The sequence below is a fragment of the Enterobacter sp. JMULE2 genome (assembly GCF_013337145.1).
In the GTDB taxonomy this organism is placed as follows: Bacteria; Pseudomonadota; Gammaproteobacteria; order Enterobacterales; family Enterobacteriaceae; genus Enterobacter; species Enterobacter mori.
In genome coordinates this window covers 423,818-444,408 of the sequence record NZ_SGWD01000017.1, presented here as the reverse complement: position 1 = coordinate 444,408, position 20,591 = coordinate 423,818, and the positions used below count along the sequence as shown (strand labels likewise).

The following is a 20,591-nucleotide window of genomic DNA, read 5'->3' as shown; positions in this document are numbered from 1 at the left end:
CCCTTGAAGGGGGAAAAAGCTATCCCCATCTCTCAGGGCACTAGCCGGAAAACCGCGTGCGGCCCGGCGTCATCCATAACTGATAATGACTTTCTCAAAGGAGAGCTATCAATGAGTATTCGTCCGTTACATGATCGTGTGATCGTCAAACGTAAAGAAGTTGAAACCAAGTCTGCTGGCGGCATCGTTCTGACCGGTTCTGCGGCAGCCAAATCAACGCGTGGCGAAATCATCGCTGTCGGTAAGGGCCGCATCCTGGAAAACGGAACTGTGCAGCCGCTGGACGTTAAAGTTGGTGACATCGTCATTTTCAACGATGGCTACGGCGTGAAATCCGAGAAGATCGACAATGAAGAAGTGTTGATCATGTCCGAGAGCGACATTCTGGCAATTGTTGAAGCGTAATTTACGCACGAAACTGTACGAATTTGAGGAAATAAGAACATGGCAGCTAAAGACGTAAAATTCGGTAACGACGCTCGTGTAAAAATGCTCCGCGGCGTAAACGTACTGGCAGACGCAGTGAAAGTGACCTTGGGTCCGAAAGGTCGTAACGTAGTGCTGGACAAATCCTTCGGCGCGCCAACCATCACCAAAGATGGTGTTTCTGTTGCACGTGAAATCGAGCTGGAAGACAAGTTCGAAAACATGGGCGCGCAGATGGTGAAAGAAGTGGCCTCTAAAGCGAACGACGCTGCAGGTGACGGTACCACCACCGCGACCGTACTGGCGCAGGCTATCATCACTGAAGGTCTGAAAGCCGTTGCTGCGGGCATGAACCCAATGGATCTGAAACGTGGTATCGACAAAGCTGTCGCATCCGCTGTTGAAGAACTGAAAGCGCTGTCCGTACCGTGCTCTGACTCTAAAGCTATTGCTCAGGTTGGTACCATCTCCGCTAACTCCGACGAAACCGTAGGTAAACTGATCGCAGAAGCGATGGATAAAGTCGGTAAAGAAGGCGTGATCACCGTTGAAGACGGTACCGGTCTGGAAGACGAACTGGACGTGGTTGAAGGTATGCAGTTCGACCGCGGTTACCTGTCCCCATACTTCATCAACAAGCCAGAGACTGGCGCTGTTGAGCTGGAAAGCCCGTTCATCCTGCTGGCTGACAAGAAAATCTCCAACATCCGCGAAATGCTGCCAGTGCTGGAAGCCGTTGCGAAAGCAGGCAAGCCGCTGGTTATCATCGCTGAAGACGTTGAAGGCGAAGCGCTGGCGACCCTGGTGGTTAACACCATGCGCGGCATCGTGAAAGTGGCTGCGGTTAAAGCACCTGGCTTCGGCGATCGCCGTAAAGCAATGCTGCAGGATATCGCTACCCTGACTGGCGGTACCGTAATCTCTGAAGAGATCGGTATGGAGCTGGAAAAAGCGACCCTGGAAGACCTCGGCCAGGCGAAACGCGTTGTGATCAACAAAGACACCACCACCATCATCGATGGCGTGGGTGAAGAAGCCGCTATTCAGGGCCGCGTTGGTCAGATCCGTAAGCAGATCGAAGAAGCGACTTCTGACTACGACCGTGAAAAACTGCAGGAGCGCGTAGCGAAACTGGCTGGCGGCGTTGCGGTAATCAAAGTCGGTGCGGCGACCGAAGTTGAAATGAAAGAGAAAAAAGCACGCGTTGACGACGCCCTGCACGCGACCCGTGCTGCGGTAGAAGAAGGCGTGGTTGCTGGTGGTGGTGTTGCGCTGGTGCGTGTTGCCGCTAAACTGGCTGGCCTGACCGCGCAAAACGAAGATCAGAACGTGGGTATCAAAGTTGCGCTGCGCGCGATGGAAGCGCCACTGCGTCAGATCGTGTCCAATGCCGGTGAAGAGCCATCTGTTGTAACCAACAACGTGAAAGCGGGCGAAGGTAACTACGGTTACAACGCGGCAACGGAAGAATACGGCAACATGATCGACTTCGGTATCCTGGACCCAACAAAAGTAACCCGTTCTGCTCTGCAGTACGCGGCTTCTGTTGCTGGCCTGATGATCACCACCGAGTGCATGGTGACCGACCTGCCAAAAGGCGACGCGCCTGACTTAGGTGCTGCTGGCATGGGCGGCATGGGCGGTATGGGCGGCATGATGTAATCGTGCGCTTTACCTCTTAGAATGTGAAAAACCCCCGGGCAGAAATGCTCGGGGGTTTTTCTTTTGGTCATCTTTTAGGTATAAGGTTTACACACGGACAACTACTGTCCAGCTTATTGAAAACGAGGAATAACATGCGCGTAAAAGTCTGTGCAGGGATTGTAGGGGCAGCATTGCTGCTGGCGGGGTGTAGCTCCAGCAATGAGCTGTCGGCAGCGGGCCAGGGCGTTCGCTTTGTGGAAGATAAGCCGGGTAGTGAATGCCAGCTGTTAGGCACGGCAACCGGTGAGCAAAGTAACTGGATGTCAGGTCAGCATGGCGAAGAAGGTGGCTCTATGCGCGGTGCGGCGAATGCCCTGCGTAACCAGGCTGCGGCAATGGGCGGAAACGTGATTTACGGCGTGAGCAGCCCAACGCAGGGGATGCTGTCCAGCTTCGTGCCGACCGCCAGCCAGATGAATGGCCAGGTCTACAAGTGCCCGAACTGAGTTAACTTGCTGATGGCGCTGCGCCCGGAGCCCGTAGGGCAGGTAAGCGTAGCGCCACCTGCCTTTTTACTTCTGCCGCAGCTGCAAATCCAGCGGCGTCTTGCTCGGCTCACCGCCAATCTCACGCGCCAGCTTCGGCACCATATAGCCTGAAACCAGCGTTAACAGTTCGCGCATAATCTGCCGGGCTTCTTCATCCGTCACCATGAAATGTGCCGCGCCCTGAACGCGATCCAGCACATGCAGGTAATAGGGCATCACGCCCGCATCAAACAACGCATTGCTCAAATCTGCCAGCACGTGGGCGCTATCGTTTACGCCGCGCAGCAGCACGCTCTGGTTCAGCAGCGTCACGCCCGCTTTACGCAGACGCGCCATCCCCGCCCGAAATTCATCGTCAATTTCGTTCGCGTGGTTGATATGGTTTACCAGCAGCACCTGTAAACGGGACTGCTCAACGCGTGAGACCAGCCCATCGGTGATCCGCGCCGGAATAACAATCGGCAAACGGCTATGAATGCGCAGACGCTTGATGCGCGGAATGGCTTCCAGCTGCGTCAGCAGCCAGTCCAGCTCGTGATCTTTCGCCATCAGCGGGTCGCCGCCGGAAAAAATAATTTCATCAAGCTCGGGATGGGCGGCGATATAGTCCAGCGCAACCTGCCAGTTGCGTTTATTGCCTTGATTGTCGGCATACGGGAAGTGCCGACGGAAGCAATAACGACAATTTACCGCACAGCCGCCTTTTACCAGCAGCAGGGCGCGGTTGAGGTACTTGTGCAGTAAACCCGGCACCACGCTGTTCTGCTCTTCCAGCGGATCGGTGCTGTAACCCGGCGCGGTGACAAACTCATCCTGCGAAGTAAGTGTTTGTTTTAATAGCGGATCGTCGGGGTTGCCTTTCTCCATCCGTGCCACAAACGCACGGGGAACGCGCAGGGCAAAAAGGCGCTTTGCCTCGCGGCCTGCAAGCAACTCTTCGTGTTGATCGAGGTCTAAAAGACGCAGCAATTCATCAGGACTGGTGATTACATCGGCAAGTTGCGATAACCAATCTTCTCTGGACGGGGTGTTTAGGGTTACAATATGCGCCATTTTGTGGCTTAGCTACCAGTTAACAAATTTAGAGGGCCTTATGGCAACGTACTATAGCAACGATTTTCGTGCTGGTCTTAAAATCATGATGGACGGCGAACCGTACGCGGTTGAAGCCAGCGAATTCGTTAAACCAGGTAAAGGCCAGGCATTCGCACGCGTTAAGCTGCGCCGCCTGCTGACCGGCACCCGTGTTGAGAAAACCTTCAAGTCTACTGACTCCGCTGAAGGCGCTGATGTTGTTGATATGAACCTGACCTATCTGTACAACGACGGTGAGTTCTATCATTTCATGAACAACTCTACTTTCGAACAGCTGTCTGCTGATGAGAAAGCAGTAGGCGACAGCGCGAAATGGCTGCTGGATCAGGCTGAGTGCATCGTGACCCTGTGGAACGGCCAGCCTATCGCTGTGACCCCACCAAACTTCGTTGAACTGGAAATCGTTGAAACCGATCCAGGTCTGAAAGGTGACACCGCAGGTACCGGCGGTAAGCCAGCTAAACTGTCTACCGGCGCAGTGGTTAAAGTGCCACTGTTCGTCCAGACTGGCGAAGTGATCAAAGTGGATACCCGCTCCGGCGAATACGTGTCCCGCGTGAAGTAATTTACGTCATGATTGAAGGCGCAGCGCCCGCTGCGCCTGATTTTTGCAGGCAGGGATGATGAAACGTACCGTTAAAATTCTGCTTCTGTTAGCGCTGACCAGCGCAATCCTTTCTGGATGCAACACCGCGCGCGGCGTGGGTGAAGACATCAAAGATCTTGGCCACGTCATTTCTAATGCAGCCAGCTAATTTCGTCTAATTTTCTTAAAAATGCTTCCTGTGCCGTCAAATGACGGGATCTTGTCTATCCTTAAGTTGCTATACACAAAACAACTTTGGCTATAAAAGGAAGATATTATGGTTAAGAAAACAATTGCAGCGATCTTTTCTGTTCTGGTGCTCTCTTCTGTACTGACTGCATGTAATACCACCCGCGGTGTAGGGGAAGATATCTCCGATGGTGGCAATGCTATTTCTGGTGCAGCCACTAAAGCTCAGAACTAATGACGCACTGACGGTACGGCGCACCACTCTTACCGTACCGTCAATTCTCTGCTTCCTGCAGGGATAAAAACGGGGAATAGCGCGTGTCCATATGCAGCTTCATCCTGATATTACGCTTGTAGGTATAAACCGTTTTTCCGTTAATACTTAAATGGCTGGCAATCTTCTGGTTGCTCGCGCCGTCCATCCACAGCGTTAGCACTTTCTCCTCCTGACGAGTCAGCAGCGGGGCGGCAATCTGCGGCATTTCAACGCTTGCGCATGACGTCAGCGCGTCATTAATCACCATCGCCACTTCTTCTAAATCGGCATTTTTCAACAGCGAAGCCCATACCGGGAATTGTGTCAGGTAGTTTGTCATGTCTTGTTCTTCGCCCGACTGGAGTAAAATAAAGGGCTGCGTTTCGCTGGCAATCATCAGGGAAGAGAGTTGCTGAAAATGATGAAAATCGTGTCGAAAACCGTGTAAGTCAGCGATAACCAGCGTCGGTTTCCACTGCAGGATATGCTCTCTGGCGAGGAAGAGGTTATTCAACCCGGTCACGACGAAGTGACCCGGAAAAAGACCAGAATGATTGAGCCATGCTTCAAAACCCGTACGGGTGAAGTGGCAACGGTCAATCAAAAGAATTTTGAACATAGTGGATTCGCAGTCGGCTAGTGGTTTGGCTTCCTGCCATCAGAAAGCACATCATCATAGAGAAGTCGGATGAGTGATAAATGCCTGAACTGCGCGCCATACTGCGGCTATTTCTTGCCTTAACATATTCAGCACAAAGGGATTGAAAAAAAAGCGCACTCTATCCACAATATTGAGCGTAATCTCTGCCTTTCGGGACGACCCGTAAGCGCTTTTTTCACCGGGGACGGCCCCAACTTGTACTTAAGTTAAGGAGCCTGAAATGTCCTGGATTATTCTTTTCATTGCCGGTTTGCTCGAAGTGGTTTGGGCAATTGGTCTGAAATATACCCACGGTTTTACCCGCCTGACGCCCAGCGTCATTACCGTTACCGCAATGATTGTCAGTATTGTCATGCTGTCATGGGCAATGCGTACCCTGCCTGTTGGGACGGCTTATGCGGTCTGGACTGGAATTGGAGCGGTAGGGGCGGCCATCACCGGCATTCTGTTGCTGGGAGAGTCAGCGAGTCTGGCGCGTATTGCCAGCCTCGCCCTGATTGTTGCCGGGATCGTTGGCCTGAAGCTCAGCACGCATTAATGCGGCTGTTCAACCCAAACTAATTTCGCTACATCAAACCCTTGCCGGGTCGCCACGTCCAGCATCTGCTGTTTCATTTCAGGTGAAATGGTCGGTGTGCGGGAGAGTATCCACAGGTAGTCGCGATCCGGCCCGCACACTAACGCGTGACGATATTCTCTGTCGAGTGCAATCACGTTATATCCACCGTAGTACGGGCCGATGAAAGAGACTTTCAACGCAGCACGACTCGCGTCGCCGGTGAAGTACGCCTTGCCAACCGACTGTTGCCACATCGCCCGGTCCGGGTTGTAACCACGGTTAACGACCTGAATACCGCCGTCATCCATTGAACTGTAATGGGCTGTGACTTTTTCTAAACCGCGCTCGAACCGATGATCCATTCGGGCGATTTCATACCAGGTTCCAAGGAAGCGTTGTGAATCGAAAGGCGTGACGACGGTGACGCCGGGTGGCGGGGTAGGGGAACTGCAGGCAACCACTAAAAACGCGGCTGTCACTGCGGCGATAACAGGCAGAATGCGCATAGGTGTTTCCTTACTGTTTTCTGTTAAGTGTAGATGACAGCAAGGAAAATGTGGCTTTTGTGCGGCGTCATACCGTGGATTTTGTAGGCCGGGTAAGGCGAAGCCGCCACCCGGCAATGTTTTACTGCAGCGCGTCGAGGATACGGTATGCCGCCTCAACGCGTGCCGGGTTCGGATAGCTCTTGTTCGCCAGCATCACGATGCCAAGCTGCTTCTCCGGGATAAAGGCCACATAGCTGCCGAATCCGCCGGTGGAGCCGGTTTTGTGTACCCATGAGGCTTTTACCGGCGGCGCCGGAGGATTCACTTCTCTCGCAGGCAGGGGTGCCAGCGCGACCTTGTTGTCGCTACCTTCAACCACCGTTTTGGCATCGACCGGCCAGTTAAGCATTTCCCAGCCTAATCCCTGATACATGGCCCCCACGCGCCAGTAGCGCGACTGTGCCAGCGTAATGCCTTGCTTAAGCGATGCATCCTGAACGTTATCCGGAGCCATATTGGCCACCACCCAGCTCGCCATATCCTGCACGTTGGTTTTCACGCCGTAGGATTCGGCGTCCAGCATCCCCGATGACACGTGGACCGCTTTACCGTCACGGTATCCCCAGGCGTAATGTGCCTCTTCTGCTTTCGGAACGTTGATCCACGTATGGTCGAGCCCGAGCGGTTTAAAGACCCGCGTCGTCATGGCCTGTTCAAAGCCCATGCCGGAAGGTTTAACCGCCAGTGCGCCAAACAGACCGATGCTGGCGTTCGCATACAATCGCGTGGTGCCAGGTTTCCACCGCGGCTGCCATGTCTGGTAAAAGCGCAGCAGAGAGGCGCTGTCTGTCACCTCATCCGGCACCTGGAGCGGTAACCCTCCCGCGGTATAGGTCGCCAGATCCAGCATACGAATCCCCTGCCACTGCTTGCCCGTCAGTTCAGGCCAGTATTTGGTCACCGGATCGCCCAGCGATATTTCACCGCGGGCAATGGCATTGCCGCCCAATACGCCGGTGAAAGTTTTACTGATAGAACCCAGTTCGAACAGGGTTTGTGGGGTAACAGGTTTGTTCGCTGCAACATCGGCTTTACCAAAAGTAAAATAGTGCGGCTGGCCCTGGTAGATCACGGCAATCGCCATGCCCGGAATGGACTGCGCTTTCATCAGGGGGGTAATGCTTTTTTCCACCACGTCAGCCAGCTGTTTTTCTGTCATCGACGCAGCAATGCTGGAGCATGACACGCCGAGCAGCAGGGCGCAGCAAAGGGATTTTTTGATCATCAGTTATCTTCCATAATCACGGTTCAGGGGAGTGTCCGGGCCCATCAGACGAGCGTAGTCTGTGGGATTTGACTGTGGCTGACAAACGGTTAAATTTAGCATTAGCTGTTAATTTTTCTAACGGAACGACAGATGACGCGAAGCTATCTTCCTCTTAACTCGCTTCGTGCTTTCGAAGCGGCCGCCAGGCATCTTAGTTTTACGCATGCCGCCATTGAGCTCAATGTGACCCATTCTGCCATTAGCCAACACGTGAAGGCGCTGGAGCAGCACCTGCACTGCCAGCTGTTCGTTCGCGTTTCCCGTGGGCTGACGTTGACCACGGAAGGCGAGAATTTACTGCCGGTGCTGAACGATTCGTTCGATCGTATCGCCGGTCTGCTCGATCGCTTTACTCACCATCTTGCCATGGAGAAGCTGAAGATCGGCGTGGTGGGTACCTTTGCGACGGGGTTGCTCTTTCCGCAGCTGGAGGATTTTCGTCGCTGCTATCCGCACATTGATCTGCAGCTTTCCACGCATAACAACCGTGTCGATCCTGCCGCCGAAGGACTGGATTACACCATCCGCTATGGTGGAGGCGCGTGGCATGGTACCGAGGCGCAGTTTCTTTGCCCTGCGCCGCTGGCTCCGCTTTGCACGCCGGATATCGCCTCTGTGCTAAAAAACCCGGCAGATATCCTTAAATTTACCCTGTTGCGCTCTTACCGACGCGACGAATGGGCTGCCTGGATGCAGGCGGCGGGTGAGCATCCTCCTTCACCGACGCACCGGGTGATGGTGTTTGATTCGTCTGTGACCATGCTTGAGGCGGCTCAGGCGGGCGTGGGAATTGCCATCGCACCTGTTGATATGTTTAGCCATTTGCTGAACAGCGAGCGCATCGTGCAGCCGTTTGCGACGCAGATTGACCTGGGCAGTTACTGGCTGACGCGACTCCAGTCGCGGGCAGAAACCCCCGCAATGCGTGAGTTTGCGCAGTGGCTGGTGGGAAAAATGCAGAAATAACAGGCCCGCCGGATGGCGGGCCTGACGCGTCAGATGGTGACTACCGCAATCAGCGTCACCACGGTCAGGATGGTTGCCAGACCGTAGAACACCCATTTACCGCTCGGTACATGGATTTTCAAGTCATGCATCGCATGGTGAATGCGGTGCAGGCCACACCACAGCGGTAGAACGATCATCAGGAAGAGGAACACGCGACCGATAAAGCTGCTCGCAAAGGCCAGTACGCGCTCGTAGCTCAGCGCATCGCCCGGGAACAGCCCCAGCGGCAGCATAATGCCGACCAGCAGGATAATGACCGGCGCGATGATGGCGCTCCACATGCCGCCTGCACCGAACAGGCCCCAGAAGACCGGCTCGTCAGAGCGTTTTGGATTTGGATTGATCACAGGTGTCTCCTTACCAGAACAGTGCGACAAACAGAATGACCACAGTGACCAGAATCGTCACTGCCCAGAGCCCTTTAATCACCGGCTCTGGCCCCATTTTTTCGCCTTTAACGATAATGTTCGCCGCTTTTGGCGCCAGTTCAAACCAGGTTTTGGTATGAAGCAGCGCGGCCGCGAGCACGATCAGGTTCAGCACAACGATGATCGGGTTTTGCAGGAAACCGACAAAGCTGGACCAGGTTTCCGGACCGTGTTTGAGGGCGAAAACCCCGTACATCAGCTCAAGGCTGAACCAGACCGCAGGTACCGCCGTGCCTTCACGCAGCATATAGAAGCGATAAAACGGCAGGTTTTTCCACCAGGTGGACGGCATTGGCCGCACATAGGCTTTGCGTTTAGTCGTCATCATGCACTCCTTAGCGTGGTTTCAGGGTAGCGATAAGAAAGTCTTTCGAGCTTTCCACTTTACCCTGCTGAATAGCGGCGGCCGGGTCGACGTGCTTCGGACAGACTTCGGAGCAGTAGCCCACAAAGGTACAGCTCCAGACGCCGTTCTGGCTGTTTAGCTGCGCCATACGTTCTTTTTTACCGTGGTCACGGCTGTCCTCGTTATAGCGGTGCGCCAGGGTAATGGCGGCCGGGCCAATGAACTCCTTGTTCAGGCCAAACTGTGGACAGGCGGCGTAGCACAGACCGCAGTTGATGCAGCCGGAGAACTGATGGTACTTCGCCATCTGGGCTGGGGTCTGGGTGTTTGGCCCCTGATCGGGCGTGCGCGGGTTGCCAATGATATACGGCTTAATGGCTTCCAGGCTTTCGATAAAGTGGGTCATATCGACCACCAGATCGCGCTCAATCGGGAAGTTGCCCAGCGCTTCAACCTTGATGCCTTTGGTGTACTCGCGCAGGAAGGTTTTACAGGCCAGCTTCGGCACCTTGTTAACCATCATGCCGCAGGAGCCGCAGATCGCCATGCGGCAGGACCAGCGATAGCTCAGGTCTGGTGCCAGGTTGTCTTTGATATAGCCGAGCGCATCCAGCAGGGAGGTTTGCTCGTCATAAGGGACTTCATAGAAAGCGCTGTGCGGTGCGGCGTCCACTTCCGGGTTGTAGCGCACCACTTCAACTTTCAGTTTTTGCATCTCAGCCATTCGCCTTCTCCTTCTTCTCGGCGTTTTCTGCTTCTGCACCGTAAACGCGCTTCGCCGGCGGCAGCGTGGTGATTTTCACGTCGCTGTAGTCCAGACGGGTAGTGCCATCCGCATCGCGCCAGGCGAGGGTATGTTTCAGGAAGTTGACGTCATCACGTTCAGTACAGCCTTCATCAAGGCGCTGGTGCGCGCCGCGCGATTCTTTACGCGCCAGCGCGGAGTGCGCCATACATTCCGCGACGTTCAGACCGTGGCCCAGCTCGATGGTGTAGAGCAGGTCGGTGTTGAATACGTTGGAGGTGTCGGTGATGCGCACGCGCTTGAAGCGCTCCTGCAGCTCCGCCAACTTGTCGACGGTTTTTTGCATCAGCTCAGGGGTACGGTAGATACCGCAGCCTTCTTCCATCGACAGGCCCATCTCGTCGCGGATCTTCGACCAGTTCTCATTGCCCTCCTGGTTCACCAGATCTTTTAGGCGTTTTTCAACGTCTGCGACCTGCGCATCCAGCGCGGCACCGTTGGCTTCACCTGCAGTAGCCGCCCGCTCCATTGCGCGTTCGCCTGCTATGCGGCCAAAGACGACCAGCTCTGCCAGCGAGTTCGATCCCAGACGGTTCGCACCGTGCAGGCCCACGGAGGAACACTCGCCCACGGCGAAGAGTCCTTTGATGCGGGTTTCGCACTGCTGATCGGTTTCGATACCGCCCATGGTGTAGTGCGCGGTTGGACGCACCGGAATCGGTTCTTTCACCGGGTCAACGCCCACGTAGGCTTTTGCCAGCTCGCAGATGAACGGCAGACGCTCCAGCAGTTTCTTCTCGCCGAGGTGGCGCAGGTCGAGATAGACCACATCGCCGCGCGGCGTGGAGATGGTGTTGCCTTTGCGCCACTCGTGCCAGAAGGCCTGAGACACTTTGTCGCGCGGGCCGAGTTCCATGTATTTGTTCTTCGGCTCGCCGAGCGGGGTTTCCGGGCCCATGCCGTAATCCTGCAGATAGCGGTAGCCGTTTTTGTTGACCAGAATACCGCCTTCACCGCGGCAGCCTTCCGTCATCAGAATGCCGGAGCCCGGCAGACCGGTTGGGTGATACTGCACGAACTCCATATCGCGCAGCGGCACGCCGTGGCTGAGCGCCATGCCCATCCCGTCGCCGGTGACGATGCCGCCGTTGGTATTGTAGCGATAAACGCGACCCGCACCGCCTGTTGCCATTACCACGGCTTTCGCGCGGATCTGGACAAGCGTGCCTTCCATCATGTTCATCGCCACCAGGCCGCGCGCCTCGCCGTCATCGACCAGAATGTCGAGAACGAAATGTTCATCAAAGCGTTGAATTTGCGGGAACTGAAGGGAGGTCTGGAACAGGGTGTGCAGCATATGGAAGCCGGTCTTATCGGCGGCGAACCAGGTGCGTTCAATCTTCATTCCGCCGAAGCGGCGAACGTTGACGCTGCCATCAGGACGGCGACTCCACGGACATCCCCACTGCTCAAGCTGGGTCATTTCCGTAGGACAGTGGTGCACGAAGTAGTCAACGACATCCTGTTCGCAAAGCCAGTCGCCCCCTGCAACCGTGTCGTGGAAATGGTATTCGAAGCTGTCATGATCCTGCGCAACAGCGGCGGATCCTCCTTCTGCAGCAACCGTGTGGCTACGCATAGGATAGACTTTTGAAATCAGTGCGATTTTAGCGTTGGGATTAGCTTGTGCTGCAGCAATTGCAGCGCGTAATCCCGCTCCGCCAGCGCCTATTACGGCAAGATCGGCTTGAAAAGTTTGCACGACATTCCTCCAGATTTTTGTTTTTCCGCAACGCGTTGAACTAAAGGTAGCTCACCTGTCCGAACGGGAAATTGCGAAAGCGATTCCACTGCTCCTTTATGGGTAAAACAGTATAACCGTATGGATGTGAGGGAAATTTGACGTGTTCGATTTTTTTGCTGTTCAGTGCGGTGATTTATCATCGTTATTGATGAATTCCGTTACGTTATTTTTCTTCGTTATGAAAAAGGCGCTTTTACCGCGCAAAATTTGTCTCCGCCCCGGCTTACGAGTAGACTTCGTGCCCTTGTCTGAAATCGGAGAATGACTCATGAGCGAAACGGCCACCTGGCAGCCGAGCGCATCCATCCCAAACCTGTTAAAACGCGCAGCAGTAATGGCGGAGATCCGCCGCTTCTTTGCTGACCGCGGCGTCCTGGAGGTGGAAACGCCGTGCATGAGTCAGGCAACGGTAACGGATATTCATCTGGTGCCGTTTGAAACCCGTTTTGTTGGCCCAGGCCATTCTCAGGGTATGAATCTGTATCTGATGACCAGCCCGGAATACCACATGAAGCGCCTGCTGGCGGCGGGATGTGGTCCGGTGTATCAGCTGTGCCGCAGCTTCCGTAATGAAGAGATGGGTCGTCACCACAACCCGGAATTCACCATGCTGGAGTGGTACCGCCCGCATTATGATATGTATCGCCTGATGAATGAGGTGGACGATCTGCTGCAACAGGTTCTGGACTGTTCAGAAGCGGAGACGCTCTCCTATCAGCAGGCGTTCCAGCGTTGTCTGGAAATCGATCCTCTTTCAGCGGATAAAGCCCAACTGCGTGAAGTGGCGGCAAAACTGGATCTGAGCAATGTGGCGGATAACGAGGAAGATCGCGATACGCTGCTGCAACTGCTTTTTACCTTTGGCGTGGAACCGCAGATTGGCAAGGATCGTCCGACGTTTGTTTATCACTTCCCGGCAAGCCAGGCTTCGCTGGCGCAGATCAGCACCGAAGACCACCGCGTGGCGGAGCGTTTTGAGGTTTATTATAAAGGTATTGAGCTGGCGAACGGTTTCCACGAGCTGACTGACGCGCGCGAACAGCAGCAGCGTTTTGAGCAGGATAACCGCAAGCGTGCAGCGCGCGGTCTGCCGCAGCAGCCGATTGATACCAACCTGCTGGAGGCGTTAAAAGCTGGCCTGCCGGATTGTTCTGGTGTGGCGCTGGGCGTTGACCGTCTGGTGATGCTGGCGCTGGGCGCAGAGCAGCTTGGCGATGTGATTGCCTTTACGGTCGATCGCGCCTGATAAAGTGCCGGGTGGCGCTGCGCTTACCCGGCCTACCATTCCTGTCAATTAACCTTTCCATTTCCGCACAACAACATTAAAAACTGCCAATTTCTCTATACACGGGTCTTTTTCTTAGTTTGCCTCGCATAGCCGCAATTTCTGTCTGGTCATCTGCTACCATCCGCGCAGCTTAATTCTCCTTCGGATGGTTATATGTCTCACTCACTCAAAAAGATGACCCTCACCGGGCTCATCCTGATGATATTTACCTCGGTCTTTGGCTTTGCCAACAGCCCGTCGGCCTTCTACCTGATGGGTTACAGCGCGACGCCGTTTTATATCGTCTCTGCGCTATTCTTCTTCATTCCCTTTGCGCTGATGATGGCGGAAATGGGATCGGCCTATCGCAAAGAAGAGGGCGGGATCTATTCGTGGATGAACAACAGCGTTGGCCCGCGCTATGCGTTTATCGGCACGTTTATGTGGTTCTCCTCTTACGTCGTCTGGATGGTCAGTACGGCCGCGAAAGTGTGGGTTCCGTTCTCGACGTTTGTGTTCGGTGCCGATAAAACCCAGGTCTGGTCGCTGGCGGGCCTCAGCTCTACGCAGGTGGTGGGTATTCTGGCGGTCTGCTGGATGGTTGTTGTAACGCTGGTGGCGTCTAAAGGCATCAACAAAATAGCCCGGATTACCGCTGTGGGCGGTATTTCGGTCATGGGGTTGAACCTGGTGCTGCTGGTGGTCAGTATCGCCATTCTGTGTCTGAACGGCGGCCATTTCGCGCAGGAGGTGAATTTTGTTTCATCCCCTAACCCGAGCTATCAGTCCGGCCTCGCCATGCTCTCCTTCGTGGTCTTTGCCATCTTTGCTTACGGCGGTATTGAAGCCGTAGGCGGCCTGGTCGATAAGACCGAGAACCCGGAAAAGAACTTTGCCAAAGGCATTATTTTTGCCGCCATCGTCATCTCGATTGGCTATTCGCTGGCGATTTTCCTCTGGGGCGTCAGCACTAACTGGCAGCAGGTACTGAGCAACAACACCACGAACCTCGGGAACATCACCTATGTTCTGATGAAAAGTCTGGGCATGACGCTGGGGCAGGCGATGAACCTGACGCCGGACGCGGCGGCTACGATGGGCGTTTGGTTTGCGCGCATCACCGGGCTGTCGATGTTCCTTGCTTATACGGGCGCGTTCTTCACGCTGATTTACTCTCCGCTGAAAGCCATTATTCAGGGCACGCCAAAAGCGCTGTGGCCAGCGCGCATGACGCAGTTGAATACCACCGGCATGCCCGCTAACGCCATGTGGATACAGTGTCTGCTGGTATGCGTGTTCATTCTGCTGGTGTCGTTTGGTGGTGACACTGCGTCAGCGTTTTACAACAAGCTGACTCTGATGGCGAACGTTTCAATGACGCTACCGTATCTGTTCCTGACGCTCGCGTTCCCGTTCTTTAAGGCGAAGCAGGGGCTGGAACGTCCGTTCGTGATTTTCAACACCCGCGCAACAACGCTGCTGGCAACCACGGTGGTCGTTTTGGTGGTGGCGTTTGCCAACATATTCACCGTGATCCAGCCCATCATTGAGGCAAATGACTGGAACAGCGCGCTGTGGATGGTTGGCGGTCCGATCTTCTTCTCGCTGCTGGCGATGGGGATTTATGAGAACTATCGTCGTCGCTCGGTGGCGTACGTCGCGGAAGTCGCGTAGGGGTGAAACGCCCCTCCCCACAGGGAGGGGCGGAGTATTACAAACTTCCCGCCGGGCGTTTGCGTCCCGCTGATGACAGCGTTCTTGACGTTTTATTCCCGCCGAGGCTTTCCAGACGCATCTGGAACGGTGGGAACGGCATATCAATTCCGTGCTCGCGGAAGCCAGCCAGAATCAGCTGGTGGATCTCATGGCGCAACGGCATACGGTGCCCCATCTCGGCGGCGTAGATGCGCAGCTCGAAGATCTGAATACCCTGCTGTAAATCCACAAGGAATACCTCCGGTGCCGGGTTATCGATCACCAGCGAGCAGCGCTCTGCTGCGGTGTAGAGGATCTGCGTCACCTCTTCGCTGTTGGCGTCAGACGGTGCCGGTACGGTCAGCACCACTCGGGTGACGGAGTCTGACAGCGACCAGTTGATAAACTGCTCGGTGATAAACGCCTTGTTCGGGACGATGATCTCTTTTCGATCCCAGTCGCTGATCGTGGTGGCGCGCGTATTGATCTTCGTGACGCTACCGGTCAAATCGCGGATGGTCACCGTATCGCCAATACGGATCGGCTTCTCAAACAGAATGATCAGACCGGAAACGAAGTTGGCAAAAATCTCCTGCAGGCCAAAGCCCAGCCCCACGGTCAGGGCGGCGACCAGCCACTGCAGTTTTGACCACTCAATACCAATCATCGAGAAACCTACCAGCCCACCAAACAGCATGATCAGATACTTGGTGATGGTGGTAATGGCGTAGCCCGTGCCGGGGGTTAAATCCAGATGCTGCAGCAGCGCCAGCTCCAGCAGCGCCGGGAAGTTGCGCACCAGTTGCGTGGTGATGATCAGCACCAGAATGGCAATCAGCACCGCGCCTAAGGTGATCGGCTCCAGACTTTCAACACCCTGTACCGTGGACGTCACGTCCCACAGAGAGATGTTCTCCAGGAAGCCAAACGCGGAATGAATTTCCGACCACAGGAAGATCACCGACAGAAGGGCAACCAGCATCAGAAGGGAGCGCACCAGCCGCAATGACTGGGTACTGATGGTATCCAGATCGATTTCGACATCGTCGGCATCCGTTGTCCCTTCTGTACTGTTGACGTGGTTTGGCTCTTCTTCACCGCGTGCGCGCTGGGCCAGAATTTCGGCGCGGCGATGCTTGGCACGGTCAAACGCCAGACGACGACGCTGGATCAGCATTCCGCGACGGATGACATGGTAGACCACCAGCAGCAGGAACCAGATGGCGACGGAGGTTTCAAGACGTGCCAGCAGCGCCTGCGCGGTCGCCAGATACCCCACGGCTGCGGCCAGAATGGCCACCAAAGGTGCGGAGAGCATCAGGTTCCACAGCATGCGGTTGAGCATGTTATCGCCGCTGCCCGTCTTATCGAGATACAGCGGAATGCCGGCGCGTTTAAGGCTGAGTTTCACCATTGCCAGCGCGCCGCAGATGAGGATAAAGCAGAGACGGCCCAGCGAACCGGAGAACTCCCGGTCATTGAGGTTATCGAACATGATCAGCGCCATGATTAGCGGCACGATCAGGCCGATGCTCATCAGGTAGTAACGCATGCCGCGCGCGACGCGGCTGCGCGGCCAGCCAAAGTGGGCGACAAACAGACCGTTTGGACGCGCGAAGGTGGCGCAAATCATTACTACCCACAGCAGCGGCACGGTGGCGGTGACGCCATCGCCAATCGCCACCGCAAGCGGATAGGGCCAGGCCTCGCGCAGGCCGTATCCCAGCGTCATCCACAGCACCGGTAGCGGTGAAGCAACAAGAATCGACCAGAATACGGTACGCAGCGTCAGCCAGAAGTGATCCTGCGTCACTTTCCCGACGCGCGCACTGGAACGTTCGAGGAAGCGCGTAAAGTGCCTGCGGGAGTAGATGCTGAAGCCCACCAGAATCAGCGCGCCCAGCAGCGGGAAGATGGTCTCCTTACTGGTAATCATCATCACGCTGGCCTGGCCCAGCTGGCTGAAGGTATCCAGCGAAATCAGGCGGCGCAGATCCTGCACAATCTCTATTGGCCACGAGAAGGTCATTGGCCGCACGTCCGACGTCCAGAAGAGATAACGGTGCGTCGCCTCGTTGACCTCTTTCAGCGCATCTTCCAGCTGGCTGTTCGACACTTTCAGCTTGGTTAGCTCAAGGATCAGCGTATCGCCGCCCTGCAGCAGAGAGTTCAGCAGCTCACGCTGGGTGCGCAGCTGGGCTTCAAGGATGCGGTTCTGCTCACCGGTAAGCGGTTGTCCATCGGCCTGACGGATCTGGCGGATTTGCGGCTGTTTATTGAGGAGGTCTTCAAAATGCAGGCGCTGGACGCGCAACTGCGCCATCTCGGTATCAAGCTGCTGCGGCTTTGGCATTTCCGGCAGGCGGGCAACCTGGGCGCGTAAGGCTTCACCCAACAGGTTGGAGGACCCCAGCCATTGGGACTGCTCACGCAGGGTGTTAAGCGCCTGACGTACCTGTAGCGTTTGATTGGTCGCCTGTCGCTGCTGCGACGCAACCAAATCCATACGCTGCGCCTGCTGGTTCAGCGCGGCTGAAAGCTCGCGGTTAACCTTGAACTGATCGACGATGCCGACAGGCAGATTTGCGCTGTTTTCCGCGAGGAGTTCTGTACTTTCCAGCGCGCGTTCGGCTTCGCGCTGGCGCTGGCTGTTTAACTGGTTGCGCAGGCTCTGCAGATACGCGTCCAGCTGTTGGCTCTGCTTCTGCGCCAGTTCAGCGCGCATGCGCGACAGTTCCTGGCGGTTGTTGGCAGAAAGCTGCGCCAGCTCCAGCTCATCAACCAGCGCTTTGAGCCTGGCGGATTCCGCCTGTAGCCCAAGATTTTGCGCCTGGCTCTGTGGCGTATTACCGGCTTGCGTGCCGACGCGACGCTCGACCTCGTTCAACTGACGGCGGGCATCGGTCTGCTGCTGCGGCAGCTGGCTGAGCGAGTCGGCGATTTCACGTGCGCGCTCTTGTTCCTGCTGCGCCTGGCGGCTCTTTTCCAGAAGCTGACTGCTAACCTGGAGGATCTCCTGGTTTAGCGCATCCGACGTTAAGCCCACAGGAACCTCGCGCGGTTCATCGCGCAGGTTATTCAGCTGTGAGCGCAGCGTTTGAGAGAGTTTGGGGAAGTTGTCGATAACCTGCTGATATTGCTGAGCGCGCTCAAGGGAGCCTTTTCGCTCCTCAAGCGCGTTCAGGGCAGACTGGAGCGACTCGACGGTCTCTGGCTGAGCGGGTTTCGCCGCTTTTGCCTGCTCCAGTTCCTGGGTTATCTGTTTGGCGTCGGGGGCTGTCGCTGCGTACGCCCCCATGCTGAGGCACCAGGCCATCAGTAGAACGATAATCGGGCGCACGTCAGCGATCCTTCTGTTGTTAGCCTTCGTCTTTTTTGTCGTCAACCAGCGGGCTGGCGTCATGCTCGGCGTTGATCTCTTCTTCAGACAGCGGCGCAGGCTCTGCGTCCGGCGTGATGAAGGTTTCGGTAGACACCGCCAGCGGTTGGCCCAGTTTGGTCACCGACAGGCTTTCCAGCTGTTCAACCAGGTTCACTTTACCCGGTGCAAACAAGTTGATCACGGTAGAGCCCAGCTTAAAGCGACCCATCTCCTGACCTTTCAGCAGGGCCACAGAGCCTTCCGCTTCACCGGCAGGCCAGGTCCAGCGTTTGATCACGCCTTCGCGTGGCGGGGTAATGGTGCCCGCCCAGACGGTTTCGATACTGCCTACAATGGTAGCACCCACCAGAATCTGTGCCATTGGGCCAAATTCAGTATCAAACAGGCAGATGACGCGCTCGTTACGGGCGAACAGGTTCGGAACGTTCTGTGCGGTCAGGTGGTTCACGGAGAACAGATCCCCCGGCACGTAGATCATCTCACGCAGGATACCGTTACACGGCATGTGTACGCGGTGATAGTCGCGCGGCGACAGGTAGGTGGTCGCGAAGGAACCGTTACGGAACAGATCTGCCATCAGGTAGTTACCTGCGAGCAGCGCCTCAAGGGTGTAGTTATGGCCTTTGGCCTGCAGAATTTTGTCGTCTTCAATCTTACCGAGCTGGCTGATCACGCCGTCCGCAGGCATCACCAGCACGTTAGGATCGGTATTTAACGGGCGCACTTCGTCGCGCAGCGGACGCACGAAGAATTCGTTAAAGGTGCGATAGCTGGCTGTGTCCGGTTTCTGCGCCTCTTTCATGTCGACCTTGTAGTATTTCACGAACAGGTCGATGACCAGTTTGGTCAGCCAGCCCGCTCGTTTGCTCGCGCCCCAGCCCGCCAGGCGAGTGAGCCACAGTTTTGGCAGAATGTATTGAAGCGAAAGTTTGAATGAGTTTAACAAGGTAGCCTCCAGGCCATTGTTTTGTCGTTCCTGATCCGGCGGAAAAGCGCCGGAACCTGAAAAAAAGGGGACGATTTTAGCGATGCTTAGCTTAGTTGTCAGTTATCAGAATCAGAAAAGTTTTTACGCGTTTTTACGTCTTCCATGCTCTCAAGAATGCGGTGATAGTTTTCGAAGCGAGTTTCCGCAATCTCACCGTTCTCTACCGCTTCGCGGATAGCGCAGCCAGGGTCGTTGTCGTGCTTACAGTCGCGATATTTGCAAGCGCCTAAATAGTCATGGAATTCGACAAACCCGTTGAAGATTTGTTCCGGCTCAAGGTGCCACAGGCCAAACTCACGTACGCCCGGCGAGTCAATCACGTCGCCACCGTGCGGGAAGTGATAAAGACGCGAGGCGGTGGTGGTGTGCTGCCCCAGACCCGAAACGTTGGACACATCGTTGGTCAGAATCTCTTGCTGGAGGCCGAGAAGGTTGTTCAGCAGGCTCGATTTACCTACGCCAGATTGACCCGCAAAGATACTGATTCGGTCAGTCAGCGCTTCTTCTAACGGCTTCAGGCCATCTTTGGTGTGGCTGGAGACCATCAGCACGCGATAACCGATCTTGCGATAGATATCCATCTGCTCATTCACGAAGGCCATGCCGTCGTCATCCAGCAGATCGATCTTGTTCAGCACGATGATCGGTTCAACCTGCAGCGTTTCGCAGGCGACAAGATAACGGTCGATAATATTGAGCGAAAGCTCAGGCAAAATCGCCGAAACGATGACGATCTGGTTAATATTGGCGGCAATGGGTTTAACACCGTCGTAGAAATCAGGACGGGTCAGCACCGACGTGCGTTCATGCACGGCTTCAACGATGCCCTTAACCGTCACCCCTTCAGCGGCTTCTTTACCCGGACGCCAGACAACGCGATCGCCGGTTACCAGTGAACGGATAGTGCGACGGATATTGCAACGGTGGATATCCCCGTCGGCGGATTCGACATCAGCATGCATACCAAAACGGCTAATCACGACGCCCTCTGTCGCTTCACCAAACAGGTTGTCGTCGTAATCCGGTTTCTCCGAAGTAGTTTTAAGACGGCGCTGGTGGTTGGCGTTTACGCGGCGCTGCTGCCCTTTGGAGAGTTTATTTTTACTCAATCGCGCTGGCTCCTGGTCGCCCGTAAGGGGCAAAACCTCT

The 20,591-nt window shown here is 55.5% G+C and carries 21 protein-coding genes; 10 read left to right on the top strand and 11 right to left on the bottom strand.

The features are described from left to right. The first annotated feature begins 111 nt into the window (after window positions 1-111). The 3 genes from EXW94_RS24405 (at window position 112) to EXW94_RS24395 (ending at window position 2,576) form a co-directional block, all read left to right on the top strand. Window positions 112-405 carry a co-chaperone GroES gene (locus EXW94_RS24405; RefSeq protein WP_003855929.1) on the top strand — a complete coding sequence of 98 codons (294 nt, stop codon included), beginning with the start codon at window positions 112-114 and terminating at the stop codon, window positions 403-405. A 39-nt stretch (window positions 406-444) separates the two neighbouring features. Then, window positions 445-2,088, top strand: a complete 1,644-nt coding sequence (gene groL, locus EXW94_RS24400; protein ID WP_010427772.1) for a chaperonin GroEL — start codon at window positions 445-447, stop codon at window positions 2,086-2,088. Window positions 2,089-2,222: 134 nt separating this feature from the next. Continuing rightward, complete coding sequence (locus EXW94_RS24395; RefSeq protein WP_010427771.1) at window positions 2,223-2,576, top strand: DUF4156 domain-containing protein; 354 nt, start codon at window positions 2,223-2,225, stop codon at window positions 2,574-2,576. Between the two features lie 66 nt (window positions 2,577-2,642). Here EXW94_RS24395 and epmB read toward each other — a convergent pair whose 3' ends face one another. Beyond that, the gene (gene epmB / locus EXW94_RS24390) at window positions 2,643-3,671 is read right to left on the bottom strand and encodes an EF-P beta-lysylation protein EpmB (RefSeq protein ID WP_174341223.1); all 1,029 of its coding nucleotides are present in this window, start codon (window positions 3,669-3,671) and stop codon (window positions 2,643-2,645) included. Between the two features lie 40 nt (window positions 3,672-3,711). Between epmB and efp the strand changes: the two genes are divergently transcribed. The 3 genes from efp to ecnB all read left to right on the top strand — a co-directional run bounded on the left by efp (window position 3,712) and on the right by ecnB (window position 4,723). Further along, complete coding sequence (gene efp / locus EXW94_RS24385; RefSeq protein WP_010427766.1) at window positions 3,712-4,278, top strand: elongation factor P; 567 nt, start codon at window positions 3,712-3,714, stop codon at window positions 4,276-4,278. A gap of 58 nt (window positions 4,279-4,336) precedes the next feature. Continuing rightward, the gene (locus tag EXW94_RS24380; protein WP_010427765.1) at window positions 4,337-4,468 is read left to right on the top strand and encodes an entericidin A/B family lipoprotein; all 132 of its coding nucleotides are present in this window, start codon (window positions 4,337-4,339) and stop codon (window positions 4,466-4,468) included. A gap of 108 nt (window positions 4,469-4,576) precedes the next feature. Further along, complete coding sequence (ecnB, locus tag EXW94_RS24375) at window positions 4,577-4,723, top strand: lipoprotein toxin entericidin B (protein WP_003855942.1); 147 nt, start codon at window positions 4,577-4,579, stop codon at window positions 4,721-4,723. 40 nt (window positions 4,724-4,763) lie between these two features. Here ecnB and EXW94_RS24370 read toward each other — a convergent pair whose 3' ends face one another. Beyond that, on the bottom strand, window positions 4,764-5,363 hold the full coding sequence (locus EXW94_RS24370; RefSeq protein WP_010427762.1) for a LuxR C-terminal-related transcriptional regulator: 600 nt from the start codon (window positions 5,361-5,363) through the stop codon (window positions 4,764-4,766). Window positions 5,364-5,625: 262 nt separating this feature from the next. Between EXW94_RS24370 and sugE the strand changes: the two genes are divergently transcribed. After that, on the top strand, window positions 5,626-5,943 hold the full coding sequence (sugE, locus tag EXW94_RS24365; protein ID WP_100165646.1) for a quaternary ammonium compound efflux SMR transporter SugE: 318 nt from the start codon (window positions 5,626-5,628) through the stop codon (window positions 5,941-5,943). Here the strand turns inward: sugE and EXW94_RS24360 are convergent. Both EXW94_RS24360 and blaACT read right to left on the bottom strand, forming a co-directional pair. Beyond that, window positions 5,940-6,470 (bottom strand): lipocalin family protein, encoded by a 531-nt coding sequence (locus EXW94_RS24360; RefSeq protein WP_174341222.1) that lies wholly within the window; start codon window positions 6,468-6,470, stop codon window positions 5,940-5,942. The two genes, sugE and EXW94_RS24360, sit on opposite strands and share 4 nt — an antisense overlap. A 121-nt stretch (window positions 6,471-6,591) precedes the next feature. Continuing rightward, a complete protein-coding gene (gene blaACT, locus EXW94_RS24355; RefSeq protein ID WP_174341221.1) occupies window positions 6,592-7,737 on the bottom strand; it encodes an ACT family cephalosporin-hydrolyzing class C beta-lactamase in 1,146 nt (381 codons plus the stop codon). A gap of 132 nt (window positions 7,738-7,869) precedes the next feature. On the opposite strand from blaACT, the gene ampR reads away from it, so the two are divergent. Beyond that, the gene (ampR, locus tag EXW94_RS24350) at window positions 7,870-8,745 is read left to right on the top strand and encodes a LysR family transcriptional regulator AmpR (RefSeq protein ID WP_010427754.1); all 876 of its coding nucleotides are present in this window, start codon (window positions 7,870-7,872) and stop codon (window positions 8,743-8,745) included. Window positions 8,746-8,774: 29 nt separating this feature from the next. Here ampR and frdD read toward each other — a convergent pair whose 3' ends face one another. The 4 genes from frdD to frdA are packed head-to-tail and all read right to left on the bottom strand — an operon-like array spanning window position 8,775 to window position 12,068. Next, window positions 8,775-9,134, bottom strand: coding sequence for a fumarate reductase subunit FrdD (gene frdD / locus EXW94_RS24345; protein ID WP_042715376.1), 360 nt, complete (start codon window positions 9,132-9,134; stop codon window positions 8,775-8,777). 10 nt (window positions 9,135-9,144) lie between these two features. Beyond that, window positions 9,145-9,540, bottom strand: a complete 396-nt coding sequence (frdC, locus tag EXW94_RS24340; RefSeq protein WP_174341252.1) for a fumarate reductase subunit FrdC — start codon at window positions 9,538-9,540, stop codon at window positions 9,145-9,147. Window positions 9,541-9,550: 10 nt separating this feature from the next. Continuing rightward, window positions 9,551-10,285 carry a succinate dehydrogenase/fumarate reductase iron-sulfur subunit gene (locus EXW94_RS24335; RefSeq protein WP_014068601.1) on the bottom strand — a complete coding sequence of 245 codons (735 nt, stop codon included), beginning with the start codon at window positions 10,283-10,285 and terminating at the stop codon, window positions 9,551-9,553. Then, a complete protein-coding gene (frdA, locus tag EXW94_RS24330; RefSeq protein WP_174341220.1) occupies window positions 10,278-12,068 on the bottom strand; it encodes a fumarate reductase (quinol) flavoprotein subunit in 1,791 nt (596 codons plus the stop codon). The genes EXW94_RS24335 and frdA overlap by 8 nt, the downstream gene beginning before the upstream one ends. 310 nt (window positions 12,069-12,378) lie before the next feature. Between frdA and epmA the strand changes: the two genes are divergently transcribed. Next, window positions 12,379-13,356 carry an elongation factor P--(R)-beta-lysine ligase gene (gene epmA / locus EXW94_RS24325; RefSeq protein ID WP_174341219.1) on the top strand — a complete coding sequence of 326 codons (978 nt, stop codon included), beginning with the start codon at window positions 12,379-12,381 and terminating at the stop codon, window positions 13,354-13,356. A gap of 195 nt (window positions 13,357-13,551) precedes the next feature. Further along, complete coding sequence (gene yjeM / locus EXW94_RS24320) at window positions 13,552-15,051, top strand: glutamate/gamma-aminobutyrate family transporter YjeM (RefSeq protein WP_174341218.1); 1,500 nt, start codon at window positions 13,552-13,554, stop codon at window positions 15,049-15,051. Between the two features lie 37 nt (window positions 15,052-15,088). Here the strand turns inward: yjeM and mscM are convergent, their stop codons facing one another. From mscM to rsgA, 3 genes are all read right to left on the bottom strand, one after another. Continuing rightward, entirely contained in the window at window positions 15,089-18,412 is a 3,324-nt protein-coding gene (mscM, locus tag EXW94_RS24315) for a miniconductance mechanosensitive channel MscM (protein WP_148400396.1), read from the bottom strand. A 19-nt stretch (window positions 18,413-18,431) separates the two neighbouring features. Continuing rightward, complete coding sequence (gene asd / locus EXW94_RS24310; RefSeq protein WP_148400397.1) at window positions 18,432-19,400, bottom strand: archaetidylserine decarboxylase; 969 nt, start codon at window positions 19,398-19,400, stop codon at window positions 18,432-18,434. A gap of 98 nt (window positions 19,401-19,498) precedes the next feature. After that, window positions 19,499-20,551, bottom strand: coding sequence for a small ribosomal subunit biogenesis GTPase RsgA (gene rsgA, locus EXW94_RS24305; RefSeq protein ID WP_010427739.1), 1,053 nt, complete (start codon window positions 20,549-20,551; stop codon window positions 19,499-19,501). Between the last annotated feature and the right edge of the window lie 40 nt (window positions 20,552-20,591).